Annotated in this window: 18 protein-coding genes and 1 pseudogene; 12 read left to right on the plus strand and 7 right to left on the minus strand. The window is 66.0% G+C overall.

Annotated elements, in window-relative coordinates; all coding sequences use genetic code 11:
- The first annotated feature begins 29 nt into the window (after window positions 1–29).
- Genes rsmA through CK498_RS15560 form a run of 5 tightly spaced genes read left to right on the plus strand, consistent with a single transcriptional unit; the run spans window position 30 to window position 3,595 of the window.
- Complete coding sequence (rsmA, locus tag CK498_RS15540; RefSeq protein ID WP_095621746.1) at window positions 30–836, plus strand: 16S rRNA (adenine(1518)-N(6)/adenine(1519)-N(6))-dimethyltransferase RsmA; 807 nt, start codon at window positions 30–32, stop codon at window positions 834–836.
- The gene (gene apaG / locus CK498_RS15545; protein WP_095621747.1) at window positions 833–1,222 is read left to right on the plus strand and encodes a Co2+/Mg2+ efflux protein ApaG; all 390 of its coding nucleotides are present in this window, start codon (window positions 833–835) and stop codon (window positions 1,220–1,222) included. The genes rsmA and apaG overlap by 4 nt, the downstream gene beginning before the upstream one ends.
- A gap of 57 nt (window positions 1,223–1,279) precedes the next feature.
- Window positions 1,280–2,089 (plus strand): symmetrical bis(5'-nucleosyl)-tetraphosphatase, encoded by an 810-nt coding sequence (locus CK498_RS15550; protein ID WP_095621748.1) that lies wholly within the window; start codon window positions 1,280–1,282, stop codon window positions 2,087–2,089.
- 31 nt (window positions 2,090–2,120) lie between these two features.
- Window positions 2,121–2,450 carry a thiosulfate sulfurtransferase GlpE gene (gene glpE / locus CK498_RS15555; RefSeq protein ID WP_095621749.1) on the plus strand — a complete coding sequence of 110 codons (330 nt, stop codon included), beginning with the start codon at window positions 2,121–2,123 and terminating at the stop codon, window positions 2,448–2,450.
- Between the two features lie 2 nt (window positions 2,451–2,452).
- Complete coding sequence (locus tag CK498_RS15560; RefSeq protein WP_095621750.1) at window positions 2,453–3,595, plus strand: polynucleotide adenylyltransferase; 1,143 nt, start codon at window positions 2,453–2,455, stop codon at window positions 3,593–3,595.
- A 15-nt stretch (window positions 3,596–3,610) separates the two neighbouring features.
- Here the strand turns inward: CK498_RS15560 and folK are convergent, their stop codons facing one another.
- The gene (folK, locus tag CK498_RS15565) at window positions 3,611–4,141 is read right to left on the minus strand and encodes a 2-amino-4-hydroxy-6-hydroxymethyldihydropteridine diphosphokinase (RefSeq protein ID WP_095621751.1); all 531 of its coding nucleotides are present in this window, start codon (window positions 4,139–4,141) and stop codon (window positions 3,611–3,613) included.
- Complete coding sequence (gene folB, locus CK498_RS15570) at window positions 4,141–4,500, minus strand: dihydroneopterin aldolase (RefSeq protein ID WP_095621752.1); 360 nt, start codon at window positions 4,498–4,500, stop codon at window positions 4,141–4,143. The genes folK and folB overlap by 1 nt, the downstream gene beginning before the upstream one ends.
- Before the next feature lie 138 nt (window positions 4,501–4,638).
- On the opposite strand from folB, the gene plsY reads away from it, so the two are divergent.
- Window positions 4,639–5,259, plus strand: coding sequence for a glycerol-3-phosphate 1-O-acyltransferase PlsY (gene plsY, locus CK498_RS15575; protein ID WP_176475808.1), 621 nt, complete (start codon window positions 4,639–4,641; stop codon window positions 5,257–5,259).
- Window positions 5,260–5,352: 93 nt separating this feature from the next.
- On the opposite strand, the pseudogene CK498_RS26980 reads toward plsY, so the two are convergent.
- Window positions 5,353–5,493 (minus strand): annotated as a pseudogene (locus CK498_RS26980) (tRNA (adenosine(37)-N6)-threonylcarbamoyltransferase complex transferase subunit TsaD); the annotation flags it as partial.
- Window positions 5,481–6,527 carry a tRNA (adenosine(37)-N6)-threonylcarbamoyltransferase complex transferase subunit TsaD gene (tsaD, locus tag CK498_RS15580; RefSeq protein WP_095621753.1) on the minus strand — a complete coding sequence of 349 codons (1,047 nt, stop codon included), beginning with the start codon at window positions 6,525–6,527 and terminating at the stop codon, window positions 5,481–5,483. The pseudogene CK498_RS26980 and the gene tsaD, both read right to left, overlap by 13 nt.
- 286 nt (window positions 6,528–6,813) lie before the next feature.
- Between tsaD and rpsU the strand changes: the two genes are divergently transcribed.
- The 3 genes from rpsU (at window position 6,814) to rpoD (ending at window position 11,046) form a co-directional block, all read left to right on the plus strand.
- Window positions 6,814–7,029: a 30S ribosomal protein S21 gene (rpsU, locus tag CK498_RS15585; RefSeq protein WP_016416934.1), complete on the plus strand. Its 216-nt coding sequence runs from the start codon at window positions 6,814–6,816 to the stop codon at window positions 7,027–7,029.
- Between the two features lie 146 nt (window positions 7,030–7,175).
- Complete coding sequence (gene dnaG / locus CK498_RS15590; RefSeq protein WP_095621754.1) at window positions 7,176–8,981, plus strand: DNA primase; 1,806 nt, start codon at window positions 7,176–7,178, stop codon at window positions 8,979–8,981.
- Between the two features lie 232 nt (window positions 8,982–9,213).
- Complete coding sequence (rpoD, locus tag CK498_RS15595; RefSeq protein ID WP_095621755.1) at window positions 9,214–11,046, plus strand: RNA polymerase sigma factor RpoD; 1,833 nt, start codon at window positions 9,214–9,216, stop codon at window positions 11,044–11,046.
- Window positions 11,047–11,124: 78 nt separating this feature from the next.
- Here rpoD and CK498_RS15600 read toward each other — a convergent pair whose 3' ends face one another.
- Together CK498_RS15600 and CK498_RS15605 are read right to left on the minus strand one after the other, a co-directional pair.
- Complete coding sequence (locus CK498_RS15600) at window positions 11,125–11,763, minus strand: hypothetical protein (protein ID WP_095621756.1); 639 nt, start codon at window positions 11,761–11,763, stop codon at window positions 11,125–11,127.
- Between the two features lie 45 nt (window positions 11,764–11,808).
- A complete protein-coding gene (locus tag CK498_RS15605; RefSeq protein ID WP_095621757.1) occupies window positions 11,809–12,747 on the minus strand; it encodes a LysR substrate-binding domain-containing protein in 939 nt (312 codons plus the stop codon).
- 167 nt (window positions 12,748–12,914) lie between these two features.
- On the opposite strand from CK498_RS15605, the gene CK498_RS15610 reads away from it, so the two are divergent.
- Both CK498_RS15610 and CK498_RS15615 read left to right on the plus strand, forming a co-directional pair.
- The gene (locus CK498_RS15610) at window positions 12,915–14,294 is read left to right on the plus strand and encodes an L-serine ammonia-lyase (protein ID WP_095621758.1); all 1,380 of its coding nucleotides are present in this window, start codon (window positions 12,915–12,917) and stop codon (window positions 14,292–14,294) included.
- A 178-nt stretch (window positions 14,295–14,472) separates the two neighbouring features.
- Complete coding sequence (locus CK498_RS15615; RefSeq protein WP_095621759.1) at window positions 14,473–15,216, plus strand: Crp/Fnr family transcriptional regulator; 744 nt, start codon at window positions 14,473–14,475, stop codon at window positions 15,214–15,216.
- On the opposite strand, the gene CK498_RS15620 is transcribed toward CK498_RS15615, so the two are convergent.
- On the minus strand, window positions 15,213–16,142 hold the full coding sequence (locus tag CK498_RS15620) for a LysR family transcriptional regulator (protein WP_095621760.1): 930 nt from the start codon (window positions 16,140–16,142) through the stop codon (window positions 15,213–15,215). The two genes, CK498_RS15615 and CK498_RS15620, sit on opposite strands and share 4 nt — an antisense overlap.
- A gap of 162 nt (window positions 16,143–16,304) precedes the next feature.
- Here CK498_RS15620 and CK498_RS15625 point away from each other — a divergent pair.
- Window positions 16,305–16,874 (plus strand): alcohol dehydrogenase catalytic domain-containing protein (locus CK498_RS15625; protein ID WP_176475809.1); only part of this gene is annotated, 570 nt, incomplete at its 3' end.

Below are 16,874 nucleotides of genomic sequence, written 5' to 3' on the forward strand. Positions count from 1 at the left end.
CGCCTGACCCATAGAGGACGCCAACCCGCATGTCATCTCGTCCCCCCGTACACCGGGCCCGCAAGCGCTTCGGCCAGAACTTTCTGCGCGACCCCGGCATCATCTCGCGCATCGTGCGTGCCATCGCTCCCCGCGACGGCGAGCGCCTGGTCGAGATCGGTCCCGGGCAGGGGGCGCTCACCGAGCCGCTGCTGGATGCCGCCGGCGGGCGCCTCGAGGTCATCGAGCTCGACCGTGACCTTATCCCCGGGCTGCGCGTGCAGTTCTTCAACTACCCGGACTTCACGATCCACGAGGGCGATGCGCTGAAGTTCGACTTCGCCGCGCTCAAGGGCGACGGCCAGCCGCTGCGGGTGGTGGGCAACCTGCCCTATAACATCTCCACCCCGCTGATCGTGCACCTGCTCGAGCAGCGCGAGGCGATTGCCGACATGCACTTCATGCTGCAGAAGGAAGTGGTCGAGCGCCTGGCGGCAACGCCCGGCGGGCCCGACTGGGGGCGCCTCTCGGTTATGGCCCAGTATCGTTGCCGGGTCGACTCGCTGTTCGTGGTGCCGCCGGAGGCCTTCGTCCCGCAGCCCAAGGTCGATTCGGCCATCGTGCGCCTGACCCCGCACCCGGAACTGCCGCACCCGGCCCTTGATGAGCGCGTGCTGTTCGAGGTGGTGCGCGAAGCCTTTGGCCAGCGCCGCAAGACGCTGCGTAACAATCTCAAGGGGCGCATCACTGCCGAGGCGCTGGCGGGCCTGGAGATCGACCCGGCGCGACGCCCCCAGACGCTGCACATCGAGGAGTTCGTGCGCATCGCCAATCACCTGGCGGAGGCCACGCCATGAGCCGCCTGCCATTGCCCAAGGGCGTACATGTCGACGTCGACCCGCAGTACCGTGAGGAGGAGTCCTCGCCCGAGGAGCGGCGCTTCGTGTTCAGCTACACGATCACCGTGCACAATCATTCGCCGAGCAGCGTGCAGCTGCTGGCGCGCTACTGGAAGATCACCCAGGGCAGCGGCAAGGTGCAGGAAGTGCGCGGCAAGGGCGTGGTCGGCAAGCAGCCGCTGATCGGCCCGGGCCAGACTTTCCGCTACACCAGTCGGGCGATTCTCGATGGACCGGTAGGGGTCATGGAGGGCGCCTATACCTGTATCGATACCACTGCCCAGCGGGCCTTCGACGTGGCCATTGCGCCCTTCCGTTTGGCCGGACCCAATCAGGTACACTAGGTGCTGGCTCCCGGCTGCCACCGGCGCCGATACCCAAAGCAGAGCAAGGAGAGCACCATGGCGCGCTACGCCGTTGGCGACCTGCAGGGCTGCCACCGCGAATTCGTCGCACTGCTCGAGCGCCTGGCGTTCGACCCGCACCGCGACCAGCTGTGGCTGGCCGGCGACCTGGTCAACCGCGGTCCGGGCTCCCTCGACTGCCTGCGCGAAGTGCAGGCACTGGGCGACGCGGCGCGGGTGGTGCTGGGCAACCACGATCTGCATCTGCTGGCGGTAGCGCGGGGTGGCGCGACGCTCAAGCGCAGCGATACCCTGGACGCCATCCTCGCCGCCGCCGACCGCGACACCCTGTGCGACTGGCTGATGCAGCAGCCGCTGGCGGTGGCCGAGGGCGAGCAGTTGATGGTACATGCCGGCATTCTGCCGCAGTGGTCGCTGCCTCGGGGGCTGGCGCTGGCCGATGAAGTGTGCCAACGGCTGGGCAGTGAGCGTGGCGGGGCCTTCCTCGAGCAGATGTACGGCAACCAGCCGGCCTGCTGGCGTGACGATCTCGACGGCATCGAGCGACTGCGGGTGATCGTCAACGCCTTTACCCGCATGCGCTTCATCGACGCCGACGGCTGCCTGGACTTTGCCGCCAAGGAGGGCCTCGACTCGGCGCCGCCGGGCTTTGCTCCCTGGTTCAGCTACCCGCGCGACGATGACCCGCAGATCATCTTCGGCCACTGGGCGGCCCTCGAGGGGCATACGCCGGGCGCACGGGTGCGCGCCGAGGCCCTGGATACCGGCTGCGTCTGGGGCGGCAGCCTGACGGCGCTCGACCTCGACAGCGGCGAACGTATCAGCGTACCCAGCCAGCAGCGCTGAGACAGCACCAGGCACGTCACAGGAGACACCCATGAGCGATACCCCCTTCGAGCACCTCGACCCTACCACGCTAGCCGACTGGCTCGACGCCGAGGCCTCGCTGACGCTGGTCGACATTCGCGACCCGATGAGCTTTGCCCAGGGGCACATCCCGGGCAGTCGCCACCTCGACAACGCCAGCGCCGGTGTGTTGCTCGACCAGACGCCCCATGACCGGCCGCTGGTGGTGGTCTGCTACCACGGCCACTCCAGCCAGCAGGCCGCCGCCTGGCTGGCCGGGCAGGGCTATCGGCAGGTGTACAGCCTCGACGGTGGCTTCAGCGACTGGGCGCAGCGCCACCCGACTCGGGTGGCGCACTGAAAATGGCCGCCGCCAGCGACCGCTACACCGCTGGGCTCGAGGTCTATCGGGTCGGCGGTGCGGTGCGCGATGCGCGCCTCGGCTGGCCGGTGTACGACAACGACTGGGTGGTGGTGGGCGCCACTCCGGAGGAGATGCAACGGCGCGGCTTCAAGCCGGTGGGCCGCGACTTCCCGGTGTTCCTGCACCCGCAGAGTCACGAGGAGTACGCCCTGGCGCGCACCGAGCGCAAGGCCGGTCACGGCTATACCGGCTTCGTGGTGCACGCCAGCCCCGAGGTGACCCTCGAAGAGGACCTGGCGCGCCGCGACCTGACCATCAACGCCATGGCCGAGGATGCCGACGGTGGCCTGGTCGACCCCTTTCACGGCAGCGACGACCTCGAGGCACGAGTGCTGCGCCATGTGTCGCCGGCCTTCGCCGAGGATCCGCTGCGGGTGCTGCGCGCGGCGCGCTTTCTGGCGCGCTACCAGGGGTTGGGGTTTACCATCGCCGCAGAGACCCTGGCGCTGATGCGCGAGCTGGCGGCCAGCGGTGAGTTGGCTCACCTGGTCGCTGAACGCGTCTGGGGGGAAACCGAAAAGGCCCTCGGCGAGCCGCACCCTGAGGCCTACTTCACGCTGCTCGATGCCTGTGGCGCCCTGCCACGGCTGATGCCAGAGCTCCATGGCGACTCGGATGAGCTCGCCGCGGCCCTGGCGCGTCTTGCACGGGTCCCGGAAGAGCCCCTCGACGACCCCGCCGAGGCACTGCCGCGCTGGCGCTGGGCGCGGCTGGTCGAACACCTCGCTGACGCTCAGCGCGACGCCCTGGCCAAGCGCCTGCGGCTGCCCAATGCCTACGCCGACCTGGCGCGGCAGGTGGCGTTGAGCCGCGGGCTATGGCGCCAGGAAAATCCCGATGCAGCGGCGATCCTGGGCTGGCTGGATGCCATCGATGCCTGGCGGCGCAGCGCGCGGGTGGTGCCGCTGATTTCGCTGGTCAGCCTCGAACGCCCGGCGCTGGCCGATGACCTGGCGCTGGCCTGGCGGCTGGCCCAGCAGGTAGTGCCGCGGCTGCTGCTGGAGGAGGGTTATCGCGGCAAGGCGCTGGGCGAGGAGGTGCGGCGGCGGCGCTGGCAGGTGATCGCCGACGCCCTGGTGTGAACTGCCCCGTGTCGACTAGTGGGCAGTGGAGATGCGCCTACCCTGCCACACGAAATCCACTGGCCACAGCGGCTGCTGGTGAGCCAGCTCGCTCTCGGCGAAGCGTGCCCAGAGAGTCGCATAGCGCTGGCCATTGAGCGGGTGGCGTTGGTCGGGTAGCAGTTCGGCCAGCGGCCGCAGCACGAAGGCGTGCTTGTCGACCTCGTCGCGGGGTAGCGCCACGCCGTCCACCAGGCCACAGGCATCGCCCACCGTGAGCAGGTCGATGTCGAGGGTGCGCGGGCTGTACTTGGGGCTGTCCTTGCGCCGGCCGTTGGCGTATTCGAGAGTCTTGCACCAGCGCTGCAGTTCGCCCACGCCGAGCTGGGTCTCGAAGGCCGCGACCAGGTTGTAGAAATTGCGCCCATCTTCGAACCCTACCGGCTCGCTCTCGAAGACCCGCGAGATCTGCAGGGCGTCAAAGCGCTCGGCGAGGGCGTCCAGGCATACCCGTACGTGATGGTCGCGCTGGATATTGCTGCCGATACTGACCGTCACCAGTGCCATTACGACCACTCCCGCGAGATGCGCACGCCCACCGCGGCCGCCTCGGCCACGGCGCCGGGCTTGCGCACCGTGAGCGTCAGCCCGGCGATGGCGAACTCGTCATGTAGCAGGCTGGCGAGGCGCTCGGCAAAGGTCTCGACCAGGGCGAACGCCTGCTCGTCGGCAAAACGCGCAATGCGCTGGCTGATGGCAGCATAGTCGAGGGTCAGGGCGATATCGTCAGCGGCGGCGGCGGCACGGATGTCGGTGGCCAGCTCGAGGTCGAGCACCAGTCGCTGGCGGATCTCACGCTCCCAGTCGTAGACCCCTATCACGGTCTCCACGGCCAGTGACTCGATGATCACTCGATCGCTGCGCATCCCTGTCTCCCATCCTGCTGTCTGACGTATGAGCGGCGATTGTACTGTAGCCATGTCGCCAACGATAGGAAGGCACGGCTACCGCTGGGCGGGCAAGGCTGGCAGAATCGAGACATCCTTCGCCGCGGCGCGCTTGCCATGTCGTTAGTCGAACTGCTGCTCATCACCCTGCTGCTGGTGGCGCTGGCCTATGCCTGCGGCGGTTGGCTGGGAGCGCTCAGCGTCTGCCGCTGGGCCGGTGTGCGCGACCCGCGGCTGGCCGGCTCGCGCAATCCGGGGTTCTCCAACGTGCTGCGCTTATACGGTGCGCGCCTGGCGTTGGCCACGCTGGTGCTGGATGCTGCCAAGGGCATGCCGGTGCTGTGGTTGGCCAAGGGCGTGGCGCTACCGGCCTGGGCTCAGGGGCTGGTCGGCCTGGGTGTGCTGCTGGGCCACAGTTATCCGCTGTGGCATCGCTTTCGTGGCGGCAAGGCGGTGGCCAGCGCCTTCGGCGTGCTATTGGTGCTAACGCCCTGGGTGGCGCTGCTGTGCGCCCTGCTGTGGGCGCTGCTGGCCTGGCGGGTGCGCACTGCCGCGGTGGCATCGCTGGCCACGGCCTGCCTGGCGCCGCTGGCCAGTTGGTGGCTGGCCCCGGACTACGTGTGGGTGGTCAGTGCCTTCGCGCTGCTGGTGGTGACGCGCCATGTCTGGAATATCCGCCGCCTGGGGCGCGGCGGCGAGCCGCGTCTCGAGCGCCGCATCACCCCGCCGGAGGAGTAAGCTCCGCCAGCGGCCAGCGCGGTACGGCGAGCATGGTGGCGCTGTCGCGCTCGCCGGCCAGCAGAGGTTGGGCTCTGAACATAAATAGCGCGATCATTGCGGGGTTGACGTACTGGCAGGAGGGGTTAGATCCGCCAGCGGCCAGCGTGGCACGGCGTGCATGGTGGCGCTGTCGCGTTCGCCGGCCAGCAGAGGTTGGGCTCTGAACATAAATAGCGCGATCATTGCGGGGTTGACGTACTGGCAGGAGGGGTTAGATCCGCCAGCGGCCAGCGTGGCACGGCGTGCATGGTGGCGCTGTCACGTTCGCCGGCCAGCAGACGTTGGGCTCCCGCATAGGCAATCATGGCACCGTTGTCGGTGCAGAAGCGCCCGCGCGGGTAGTAGGCACGGGCGCCGCGCTTGGCGCACTCGCGGTCGAGGCGCTCGCGCAGACGCCGGTTGGCGCTAACGCCGCCGGCCACCACCAGACGTGACTGGCCGCTGGCATCCAGCGCGCGGCGGCACTTGATCACCAGGGTATCCACCACCGCCTCCTCGAAGGCGCGGGCCACGTCGGCGCGCGCCTGGTCGTCGAGTTCGCCAGCGGCATCGAGCTGGCGGATCGCGGTCAGGGTATGGGTCTTGAGCCCCGAGAAGCTGAAATCGAGCCCCGGACGATCGGTCATCGGCCGCGGGAAGCGTAGACGCTTGGGGTCACCGTGTTCCGCCAGGCGGGCGATCTGAGGGCCGCCGGGGTAGTCGAGACCCAGCATCTTGGCGGCCTTGTCGAAGGCCTCGCCGGCAGCATCGTCCAGCGACTCGCCAAGCAGCCGATAGCGGCCCAGGCCGAGCACCTCGACCAGTTGGGTGTGGCCGCCCGAGACCAGCAGTGCGACGAACGGAAAGGCGGGGGCATCGGCCTCGAGCATGGGCGCCAGCAAATGCCCCTCCATGTGATGCACGCCGAGTACCGGAATCTGCAGGGCATGTGCCATGCCGTGGGCGGTGGCGGCACCCACCATCAGCGCGCCGACCAGGCCGGGGCCGGCGGTATAGGCGATGCCGTCGAGGTCGTGGCGGCCCAGGCCGGCCTCGCCGAGCACCTCGTCGATTAGTGGCAGCAGGCGCCGGGTGTGGTCGCGGGAGGCCAGCTCCGGCACCACGCCACCGAAGTCGGTGTGCATTGCCACCTGACTATATAGGGCGTCGGCAAGCAGGCCGCGCTGGCTGTCGAACAGGGCGACGCCGGTCTCGTCGCAGGAGGTCTCGATCCCCAGTACGCGCATCGTGGCTGGCTTCCGTGGTCGCTGTGGGGCGCTCATTCTACGTGCTTTGCGACGCTGGGGGCAGCATCTGGTCGGGAAATTTGCAAACCCCGCAGACGACGACTAGACTATTGTGCGCTGTAAGACTGGGTCGTGCGCCCGGGATGCACTCTTTCTTTCGCTTCTCCCTTTTGCTGCCTTGCCATGCTTCATGGCGAAGCCAGCCAGTGACGAAACGCGTGAGGGACGTGGCCCCCGGGGCGTGCGTTCAAACCGAACTCATGATTCCAAGGTAGGTGAGTGCTTAATGCCTTCTGTCAAAGTACGTGATAACGAGCCGTTCGACGTCGCTCTGCGTCGCTTCAAGCGTTCCTGTGAAAAAGCCGGTGTTCTCTCCGAAGTGCGTCGTCGCGAGCACTATGAGAAGCCGACTGCCGAGCGCAAGCGCAAGGCCGCAGCCGCCGTCAAGCGTCACGCCAAGAAGCTGCAGCGTGAGCGCAAGCGTTTCGAACGGTTGTATTGATCCGTACTGGGAGCGGTCGATGTCGCGTTGACTGACCGTTCCAAGAGGGACGCCAAGCGGCCGCCGATTCGGTGGCCGCTTGTTTTTCACGCGCCGCCCATGCCCAGGCAAGTGTTGGCGTGTGCGTTTCAGGATCGCTGAGGTTCATGGTCGGGCAAATTCCGCAACGCTTCATCGATGATCTGCTGGCCCGCGTCGACGTGGTCGAGGTGGTGGGTGAGCGCGTGCAGCTCAAGAAGAGTGGCCGCAACCACTCGGGCCTGTGTCCGTTTCATCAGGAAAAGTCGCCGTCCTTCACCGTCAGTCAGGACAAGCAGTTCTATCACTGCTTTGGCTGCGGCGCCCACGGCAATGCGCTACGTTTCCTGATGGAGTATGACAACCTGCGCTTCCCCGAAGCGGTCGAGCAGCTGGCTGCGCGACAGGGCATGGAAGTGCCTCGAGAGGGCGCCGACGACCCGCGAGCCCAGGCCCGCGAGAAGAAGCGCAAGCAGGGCGTCAACCTGCTCGAGCTGGCGGCGAGCTTCTTTCGTGAGCGCATGAAGATGCCCGAAGGGCAGGCGGCGCGCGGCTACCTCGAGCGTCGCGGCCTGTCGCCCCAGGTGGTCGAGGAGTACGGCATCGGCTTTGCCCCTAACGACTGGGAGACGCTGAAGCGCCATCTGAGCGAGCAGGGCATCAGCGAAGCAGTACAGATCGAGTACGGGTTGCTGGTACACCGCGAAGATAGCGGCCGCACCTATGATCGCTTTCGCGATCGGGTGATGTTCCCGATCCGTGACGTCAAGGGCAATACCATCGCCTTCGGTGGGCGGGTGCTCGGCGACGCCAAGCCCAAGTACTTGAACTCGCCGGAAACGCCGGTGTTTCACAAGGGGCGCGAGCTCTACGGCCTCTTTGAAGCGCGTCAGGCCCATCGCCAGCTGGAACGGGTGCTGATCGTCGAGGGCTACATGGACGTGGTGGCGCTGGCGCAGTTCGGCATTCGCAACGCGGTCGCCACCCTCGGCACCTCGACCAGCGAGGACCATCTGACGCGGCTGTTCCGCATGGTCGACGAGGTGGTGTTCTGCTTCGACGGCGATCGCGCCGGTCGGCAGGCCGCAACCCGGGCGCTGGAAACGGTGCTGCCGATGATGATCGACGGTCGCCAGGCGCGCTTCCTGTTCCTGCCCGAGGGCGAGGATCCGGATACGCTGGTGCGTAACGAAGGTGCCGAGGGCTTTCAGGACCGCGTGGTCTGCGCCAGCCCACTCTCGGAGTTCCTGTTCGATCAGGCGGCGGCGGGGCGTGATCTGGCGCGCATCGAGGAGCGCGAGCGCTACGCCAGCCAGGTACTCAAGGCGTTGGCCAGGCTGCCGGAAGGGGTGCTCAAGTCGCTGCTATTGAGTGAGCTGGCCAAGCGCACCGGCGTCGAGCAGGCTCGCTTTGAGGCGCTGCTGGCCACGCCTGAGTCGCCCGTCGAGCCGCCGCCGGCAGCCGTCGAGCCCGATGAGGCAAGGTACCGCGAGCGTCCCGCGGTGTCGCGGGGCGCGCTAAGCCTGGCGGCACGCGCGCTGCAGCTGCTGGTGCATGAGCCGGGGCTGGTCGAGAGGCTGCCGGAGGGTGACGACTGGTGCCCCGATGGCGACCCGGATGGTGCGCTGTGTCGCGAGGTGATCGCGCTGATCCGCGCCGGCGGCTACCGCAGCGCCCAGGTGCTGCTGGCGCACTTTCACGGTAGCCAGGAGGGCGAGCGGCTGGCGGCGCTGGCGCATCGTGAGCTGCTGATTCCCCGCGTCAATCGCGGCGCCGAGCTGGATGGCCTGGTGGCCTATTTCCAGCGCAATCGGCAGCAACCGACGCGCCAGCAGGAAATCGATGCATTGCTGGGAAGAAAGCGTCAGGGAGAGACGTTGACGGCCGAGGAGCGGCGTCGCCTCATGACCTTGTTGTCTGAGGCAGAGAAGTGAACGGCCAAGGTGTTTATTGGCGCCAGGGTTGAATTGTTGCCAAGCATCACCATCTAAGGGGGAGCTGGGCAACGCTGGCGCGAGCCTAACCGAACAACCTAACACACCTGAACGTTGGCGCAAACGCATCACTGGCGGACCCCTATGGCTAGCAGCTATACTGGTCGGCTTTACGATTTTCTTCGCCTACCCGTTTGGGTGCTTCATTCTTCTTCGTCGAGATAGGGTTTCTATGGCTGGAAATGCGCAGCAGCAGTCACGTCTGAAGGAGTTGATCGCGCGCGGCAAGGAGCAGGGCTTCCTGACCTATGCCGAGGTCAACGACCACCTTCCCGAGGATATCGCCGACCCGGATCAAGTGGAAGACATCATCGGCATGATCAACGACATGGGCATCAGCGTCGTTGAGGAAGCCCCCGATGAAGACACCTTGATGATGTCCGATCACTCCACCGACGAGCAGGCCGCCGAAGAGGCGGTGGCGGCGCTCGCTGCGGTGGAGAGCGACGTGGGCCGCACCACCGACCCGGTGCGCATGTACATGCGTGAAATGGGTACCGTAGAGCTGTTGACCCGCGAAGGCGAGATCGAGATCGCCAAGCGCATCGAGGAAGGTACCCGCGAGGTGATGTCGGCGCTGGCCTATCTGCCCGGTGCGGTGGAGTCGATTCTCGAGATCTATGACGGCACCCAGGACGAGGAGGCGCCGGGCCGCCTGTCCGACCTGTTCTCCGGCTTCATCGATCCCGACGAGGGCATTCCCGGGGTGGCCGAGGCCGAAGTGCCGGAGCCGGAACCCGAGTCCGAGCTCGACGAAGATGACGACGAGGAGGACGACAGCAGCAACGAAGGCGGGCCGGACCCTGAGGAAGCGCGTGCGCGCTTCGAGCAGATCCGCGAGCAGAACGCCCTGGTCCAGGCTGCCATCGCCAAGCATGGTCGCACCTCCAAGCAAGCGCTCGAGGAGCAGGCGCGACTGGCCGAGCTGTTCTCGCCGATCAAGCTGGTGCCCAAGCACTTCGAACGTCTGGTGGGCCAGGTGAGGATCAGCGTCGAGCAGGTCCGCGAGCAGGAAAAGGCCATCATGCAGGTGTTCGTCAAGCGCGGGAAGGTACCACGCAAGACCTTCATCAAGTCGTTCCCCGGCAACGAGTCGCGCAGTGACTGGATGGAGGACTTCCTGGCCGCCAACGCCAAGTTCAGTGATCGTCTCGCGCCGTTCCGCAGTGATATCGCCCGCGCCCAGCGCAAGATCGCCTTCGAGGAGGACATGGTCCAGCTGCCGGTGGGCGAGCTCAAGGAGGTCAACCGCCGGCTGTCGATCGGCGAAGCCAAGGCGCGCCGGGCGAAGAAAGAGATGGTCGAGGCCAACCTGCGTCTGGTGATCTCGATTGCCAAGAAGTACACCAACCGCGGCCTGCAGTTCCTGGATCTGATCCAGGAGGGCAATATCGGCTTGATGAAGGCGGTGGACAAGTTCGAATACCGCCGCGGCTACAAGTTCTCGACCTACGCCACCTGGTGGATTCGTCAGGCGATCACGCGCTCCATCGCTGACCAGGCGCGTACCATCCGCATCCCGGTGCACATGATCGAGACCATCAACAAGCTCAATCGTGTGTCGCGCCAGATGCTGCAGGAGATGGGCCGCGAGCCGACCCCGGAAGAGCTCGGCGAGCGCCTCGAGATGCCCGAGGACAAGGTGCGCAAGGTGCTCAAGATCGCCAAGGAGCCGATCTCCATGGAGACGCCGATCGGTGACGACGACGACTCGCACCTCGGCGACTTCATCGAGGACGGCACCATGCTGCTGCCCATCGATTCGGCCACCGGCGAAGGCTTGATCGAGGCTACCCGTAACGTGCTCGGCGGCCTCACCGCCCGCGAGGCCAAGGTGCTGCGCATGCGCTTCGGTATCGACATGAACACCGATCACACCCTCGAGGAGGTCGGCAAGCAGTTCGACGTGACCCGCGAGCGGATCCGTCAGATCGAAGCCAAGGCGCTGCGCAAGCTGCGTCACCCGAGCCGCTCGGAGCCGCTGCGTTCGTTCCTCGACGAATAACGCCGCCTGGCGCCTCACCCAAGACGCCCGTCGCCGCAAGGTGGCGGGCGTCTTGCGTTGGGGGAGACTACGACGCTCTCAGGTGCGGCGGGCCCAGCGCCTGGCCAGCAGCGCGAGTTCAATCATGGCGATCAGGATCAGGGCATAGCCGAGCAGCTCCACGACCTCCTCCGCAGCATCCTTGAAGGTGCGCTGATAGCTGTCGCCGAGGATTGCCATCCACATCTCGCTACGCCCGTAGAGCCGCGAGAAGACATAGGTGGTCAGGACGCCGGCGGCAAACATGCCGAACGAGGCGCTGTTGGCGTAGCGCGAAAACTCGTCGGCAAAGGCCTGACGGCGGTGGACCACCCAGCCCAGGATCGGCACGATCACCAGGCTTACCAGTACCTGCCAGGTACCATCGGCAACATAGTGGTCGAGCAGCGAGTCCTGCTCGCGAATCAACGAGCTGAACACGAAAGCGAACATCAGCAGGGTGACATGGGGCAGCTGTCGCAGTGACTGGCGAACATACAGCAGCAGCGCCGAGGCGCCCGCCAGCAGTGCAGTCTGGGCCAGTTCGGTGAAGCCAAGCTCGGTAAAGCGCACTTGCTCGAGATACAGCGCCTCATAGTAGGCGCCCTGGGTCAGGGCGACGATCAGCAGGATGTAACACAGGGCGCGCAGAGCGGCGGAGCCGAAGTGGATCGGCTCGTTGGGAGGTTGGGTGGGCATCGAGAGCTCGGTGGCATATATATACGTTGTTGTATGTTATCGCCTTTACTCAGTGCCGGCTAGCCGCGGCGCCGAGCGCCGGGCCTCCTCTACCAACCAGTCGTGCACCGCCAATACGCGGCGATCATCCAGTGCCCCCTGGGCGTGGACGATGCCGTAGCGCTTACCGGTGGCCACGCGCTGGGGGAAGGGGGCGATCAGCGCGCCGCTCTTGAGCTCGCCGGTGATCAGCGTCTGGCGGGCGATGGCCACGCCCATGCCGGAGATGGCCGCCTCCATGGTCAGCTGGTTGCGATTGAAGGTGTAGCCGCGGCGCACGTTGACGTGAGGCGCTTCGATGGCGTGCAGATAGTGCTCCCACTCGGCGTAGTCGTGGCTGCCGCGCCAGGCGGTGACGTCGTGGAGCAGCGGGTACCAGGCCAGATCCTCGGGGGCTGACAGCGAGGGCTTGCCACGCAGCAGCGCCGGTGCACAAACCGGAAAGATCACCTCATCCATCAGCGGGGTGATGGCGAGCCCCGGGTAGTGGCCGTCGTTGAGGTCCAGGGCCAAGTCGTAGTCGCCGTCGCGCAGCGAGATGTTGCTGTCCTCGGCGACCACCTGCAGCTCGATGTCGGGGAAGCGTGCCTGCAGCCGTGGCAGGCGCGGCATCAGCCACTTGGCCAGGAACGACGGCACGCTGCGCAGGCGCAGGATACCGCTCATGACACCGCTGCGCAGGCGCCTCACCTCCAGCCCCACCGATTGATAGGCCTCGTCGACCACTGCCGCCAGCCGGCGCCCTTCGTCGGTCAGCTCCAACTGCCGCGGTCGGCGTCGGAACAGCTTGAAGCCGAGGCGCTCCTCGAGCTGCTTGATCTGCTGGCTGACGGCACCGGTGGTGACGTGCAGCTCCTCGGCGGCACGGGTGAAGGAGAGGTGGCGGGCGCTGACCGCGAAGACCTTCAGCCAGGCGTGGGTCTGGGCGTTGAGTGAACGGCTCATGGTTTAGTTTAAGTATACCCAAGGCAAGATATTCTCGATTGTCGCCCATCCCATCCTGATTGAACATGGCAACAGTGCGTGGGCTATCCTTGATTGGCACGATGCGTTGCGATCGAAGTTTAGTCAAATTGATCTAAAGGCCTAAGGGCCAAGTGGGGAGCCGAGCGATGTCCATCAGCGTATTCGACCTGTTCAAGATCGGCGTCGGGCCGTCGAGTTCGCATACCGTAGGACCGATGCGCGCCGCCTGCGATTTCGTCAACGAGCTCCGTGAGCGAGCGCTGCTCGAGCGGGTGGCGCGTATCGAGGTGCATCTCTACGGCTCGCTGTCGGCCACCGGCGAGGGGCATGGCACCGATCGCGCGGTGATCATGGGGCTGATGGGCGAGCAGCCCGACCGCATCGATCCTGCCGTCATCGGTCCCTGCATCGAGGAGCTGCTCGAGTCCCACAGCCTGCTGCTCGACAACCGCCTGGCCGTTCCTTTCCTGTGGACCCGCGACCTGCAGTGGCACGACGAGTGCCTGCCGCATCACCCCAATGCCATGCGGCTGGTGGCCCATGGCCATAGCGAGACATTGCACCACAACACCTACTACTCGGTGGGCGGCGGCTTCGTCATCAACGAGCAGCAGGCGCAGGCCGGCGAACTCGACAGCGACACCACCGCGTTGCCCTATGACTTCAACTCCGCGGCCGAGCTGATGGCTCTGTGTCGCCTGCATGACCTGCGCATCAGCGAGCTGATGCTCGAGAACGAGAAGGCCTGGCGCAGCGAGGCCGAGATCCGCGATGGCCTGTGGCGGATCTGGCAGGCCATGCGCGCCTGCGTGGATACCGGCCTGGCTGCCGAAGGCGTACTGCCGGGCGGACTCAACGTCAAGCGCCGGGCAGCGGCCCTGCATCGCCGCCTGCTGGCGGTGGGCGAGAGCCCCAGCCTGATTGCCACGACCTTCTCGGCAATGGACTGGGTCAACGTCTTCGCCCTGGCGGTCAACGAAGAGAATGCCGCTGGCGGGCGCATGGTTACCGCGCCCACCAACGGCGCGGCGGGCATCATCCCTGCCGTGCTGCACTACTACATGAAATTCCAGCCCGACGCCTGCGAGCGCGACGTGGTCGACTTCCTGCTCGCCGCCGGGGCGGTGGGCATCCTGTGCAAGAAGAACGCCTCGATCTCGGGGGCCGAGGTGGGCTGCCAGGGTGAAGTGGGCTCGGCCTGCGCCATGGCCGCCGCCGGCTTGGCCGAGCTGATGGGCGGCAGCGTCGGTCAGGTGGAGAACGCCGCCGAGATCGGCCTGGAACACAACCTGGGGCTGACCTGCGACCCGGTGGGCGGACTGGTGCAAGTGCCGTGCATCGAGCGCAACGCCATCGCCTCGGTCAAGGCGATCAACGCTGCCCAGATGGCGATGCGCGGCGACGGCGAGCACTTCATCTCGCTGGACAAGGTGATCCGCACCATGCGTGACACCGGCGCCGACATGCAGGAGAAGTACAAGGAAACCTCCCGTGGTGGTCTGGCTGTCAACGCCATCGAATGTTGATCAAGGGCGCCGCATGGCGCCTAAACCCGCCTAGTCGTTGATTCGTAAGGCCTCTTGCCCTGTCTTATCGAGGGGGTGGATGGCGGTCGGCGGTATGTGAGCGATAGGGTATAGTAGAAAAAATGCTGCCGTCAGCGCCGACAGCAAGCTCGATATCGTCATCAGGGGAGAGGCGGTCGTGGACTACAAAGACAGTTGCATCATTCGGCACTTCAATCACTACTGTTCGCTATCGGAAGACGACAAGCGGTTGCTCAACGACCTGGAACAGAGCCCGACGCAGGTCAAGGCCGGCGCTCAGCTCTGGGAAGAGGGCGATCGTGCCACGGAGTTCTGCACTCTGCGTAGCGGCTGGGCATACTCCTACCGGCATCTCGAAAATGGCAACCGTCAGATCCTCGAGGTGTATCTGCCCGGGGATATCATCGGTCTGCGCGAGTTCGCGTTCTCTCAGCGCCTGGCCGGCGTACAGATGATCGAGGATGGGGTGGTCTGTCACTTTCCCCACGCCCGAATGCTCGAGCTGTTCCGCAAGTCCACTACCCTCACCTCGGTACTGTTTGCGATCTCCAGCCGTCAGCAGGCGCTATTGACCGAACGCCTGGTGAATCTGGCGCGGCGCAGTGCGCGCCAGAAGATGGCGCACTTCCTGCTCGAGATGTATGTGCGGCTACGTCAGACCGAGCCTGACGGTGGCGCGGCCTTCCGCCTGCCGCTGTCCCAGGAGCAGCTGGCCGATATCCTCGGCCTCAGTCCGGTCCACGTCAGTCGTACCTTCAGTGCGCTGGGCGAGGACGATCTGGTGCATCGCGATCGCCACCAGCTGCTGATTCCCGATATGCAAGCGCTGGCGCACGAGGCGGAGTTCGACGAGTGCTACTTGACCGATAGCCTGCGACCGCTGCTCGACGATGTGGGTTAGCTACGCGCCGGGGGCTGGAAGCCTACGCCTGGGTGGTCATGGCAGTGCTGGATGCGATCGCCGATATTGGCGACCAGGTGGTCGACCAGCAGCCTGACCTTGGGTGAGAGATGCCGGTGGCGCGGGTAGACCGCCCATACCGCGGTATCGGTATGTTGAAAGGCGTCGAGCACCGAGACCAGCTCGCCGGACTGCAGGTAGGGCTCCACGTAGTAGTCCGGCAGCTGCGCCAGCCCCAGCCCCTTGAGCGCGGCGTCGAGCAGTGCGGGCCCCGAGTTGGCCTGCCAGGGCCCATGCACCCGTACCTCGCGGCGTGAGCCACGTACATCGAACAGCCAGAAGTCCCGCGACCCCAGCAGGCAGCGGTGATTGGCCAGCTCGGCCAGTGAATGCGGGCGGGCATGCTGTTCGAAATACTCCCGCGAGCCCACCACGTACTCGCGGCGCTCGCAGAGGCGTCGGGCGATCAGCGTCGAGTCCTTGAGCACGCCCATGCGAATGGCGATATCGTAGCCTTCGTCGATCAGCTCCACCTGGCGATTGGTAAAGTGCATGTAGACCTCGAGTTGTGGGTACAAGCACTGGAAGTCATTGACCAGCGGAGCCACGAAGCGCTCGCCGAAGGTGGTTGCCGAGGTCAGCTTGAGAATGCCCTTGGGGCGCCGCTGCAGGTCGTCGATGGCCGCCTCGGCCTCGCGGAAGCCGTCGAACAGATGATGGCAGTGCTCGTAGTAGAGTGCGCCGGCGTCGGTCAGGCGGATCTGGCGGGTGGTGCGGTAGAGCAGCTGGGTGCCGAGCTGGTTCTCCAACTGCCCGACCAGTCGACTGACATGGGAGTTGGATACCTTGAGGTGACGAGCGGCGGCCGAGAAGGTGCCCAGCCGGACGACTTCGATAAAGGCCTCGATGCGATCCCAGCGTTGCATGATGGTGGTTTCCCCGTTGGATTATTGCTTGATGACAATAATCTTATGAGCTTAGCCCAGTTTATCCAGAGGCGATGCCTGGCCTAGACTGACAGGACACTGGCGTGGCGCTCGGCAGTCGCCGACGCACGCCTCGACGCACGGGTCTACAGGAGTCCGCCAATGAAGTCACGCGCCGCAGTCGCACTTGAAGCCGGCAAGCCGCTGGAAGTCACCGAGGTCGACGTCGAAGGGCCCAAGGCCGGCGAGGTGCTGGTGCGCATCAAGGCCACCAGCGTCTGCCACACCGACGCCTATACCCTGTCCGGCGCCGACCCCGAGGGCAACTTCCCGGCGGTGCTCGGCCACGAGGGCGCCGGCATCGTCGAGGAGGTCGGTGAAGGCGTCACCTCACTAGCCGTCGGCGACCACGTCATTCCGCTCTATACCGCCGAGTGCGGCCAGTGCAAGTTCTGCCTCTCGGGCAAGACCAACCTGTGTGGCAGCGTGCGCGCCACACAGGGCAAGGGCCTGATGCCCGACGGCACCAGCCGCTTCTCGCTGGACGGCAAGATGCTGCACCACTACATGGGCTGCTCGACCTTCTCGGAGTACACCGTGCTGCCCGAGGTGTCGCTGGCCAAGGTCTCCAAGCAGGCGCCGCTGGACAAGATCTGCCTGCTCGGCTGCGGCGTCACCACCGGCATCGGTGCGGTGCTCAACACCGCCAAGGTCGAGCCAGGCTCCACCGTC

Origin of the sequence: Halomonas salipaludis (assembly GCF_002286975.1) — a bacterium.
Taxonomy (GTDB): domain Bacteria; phylum Pseudomonadota; class Gammaproteobacteria; order Pseudomonadales; family Halomonadaceae; genus Franzmannia; species Franzmannia salipaludis.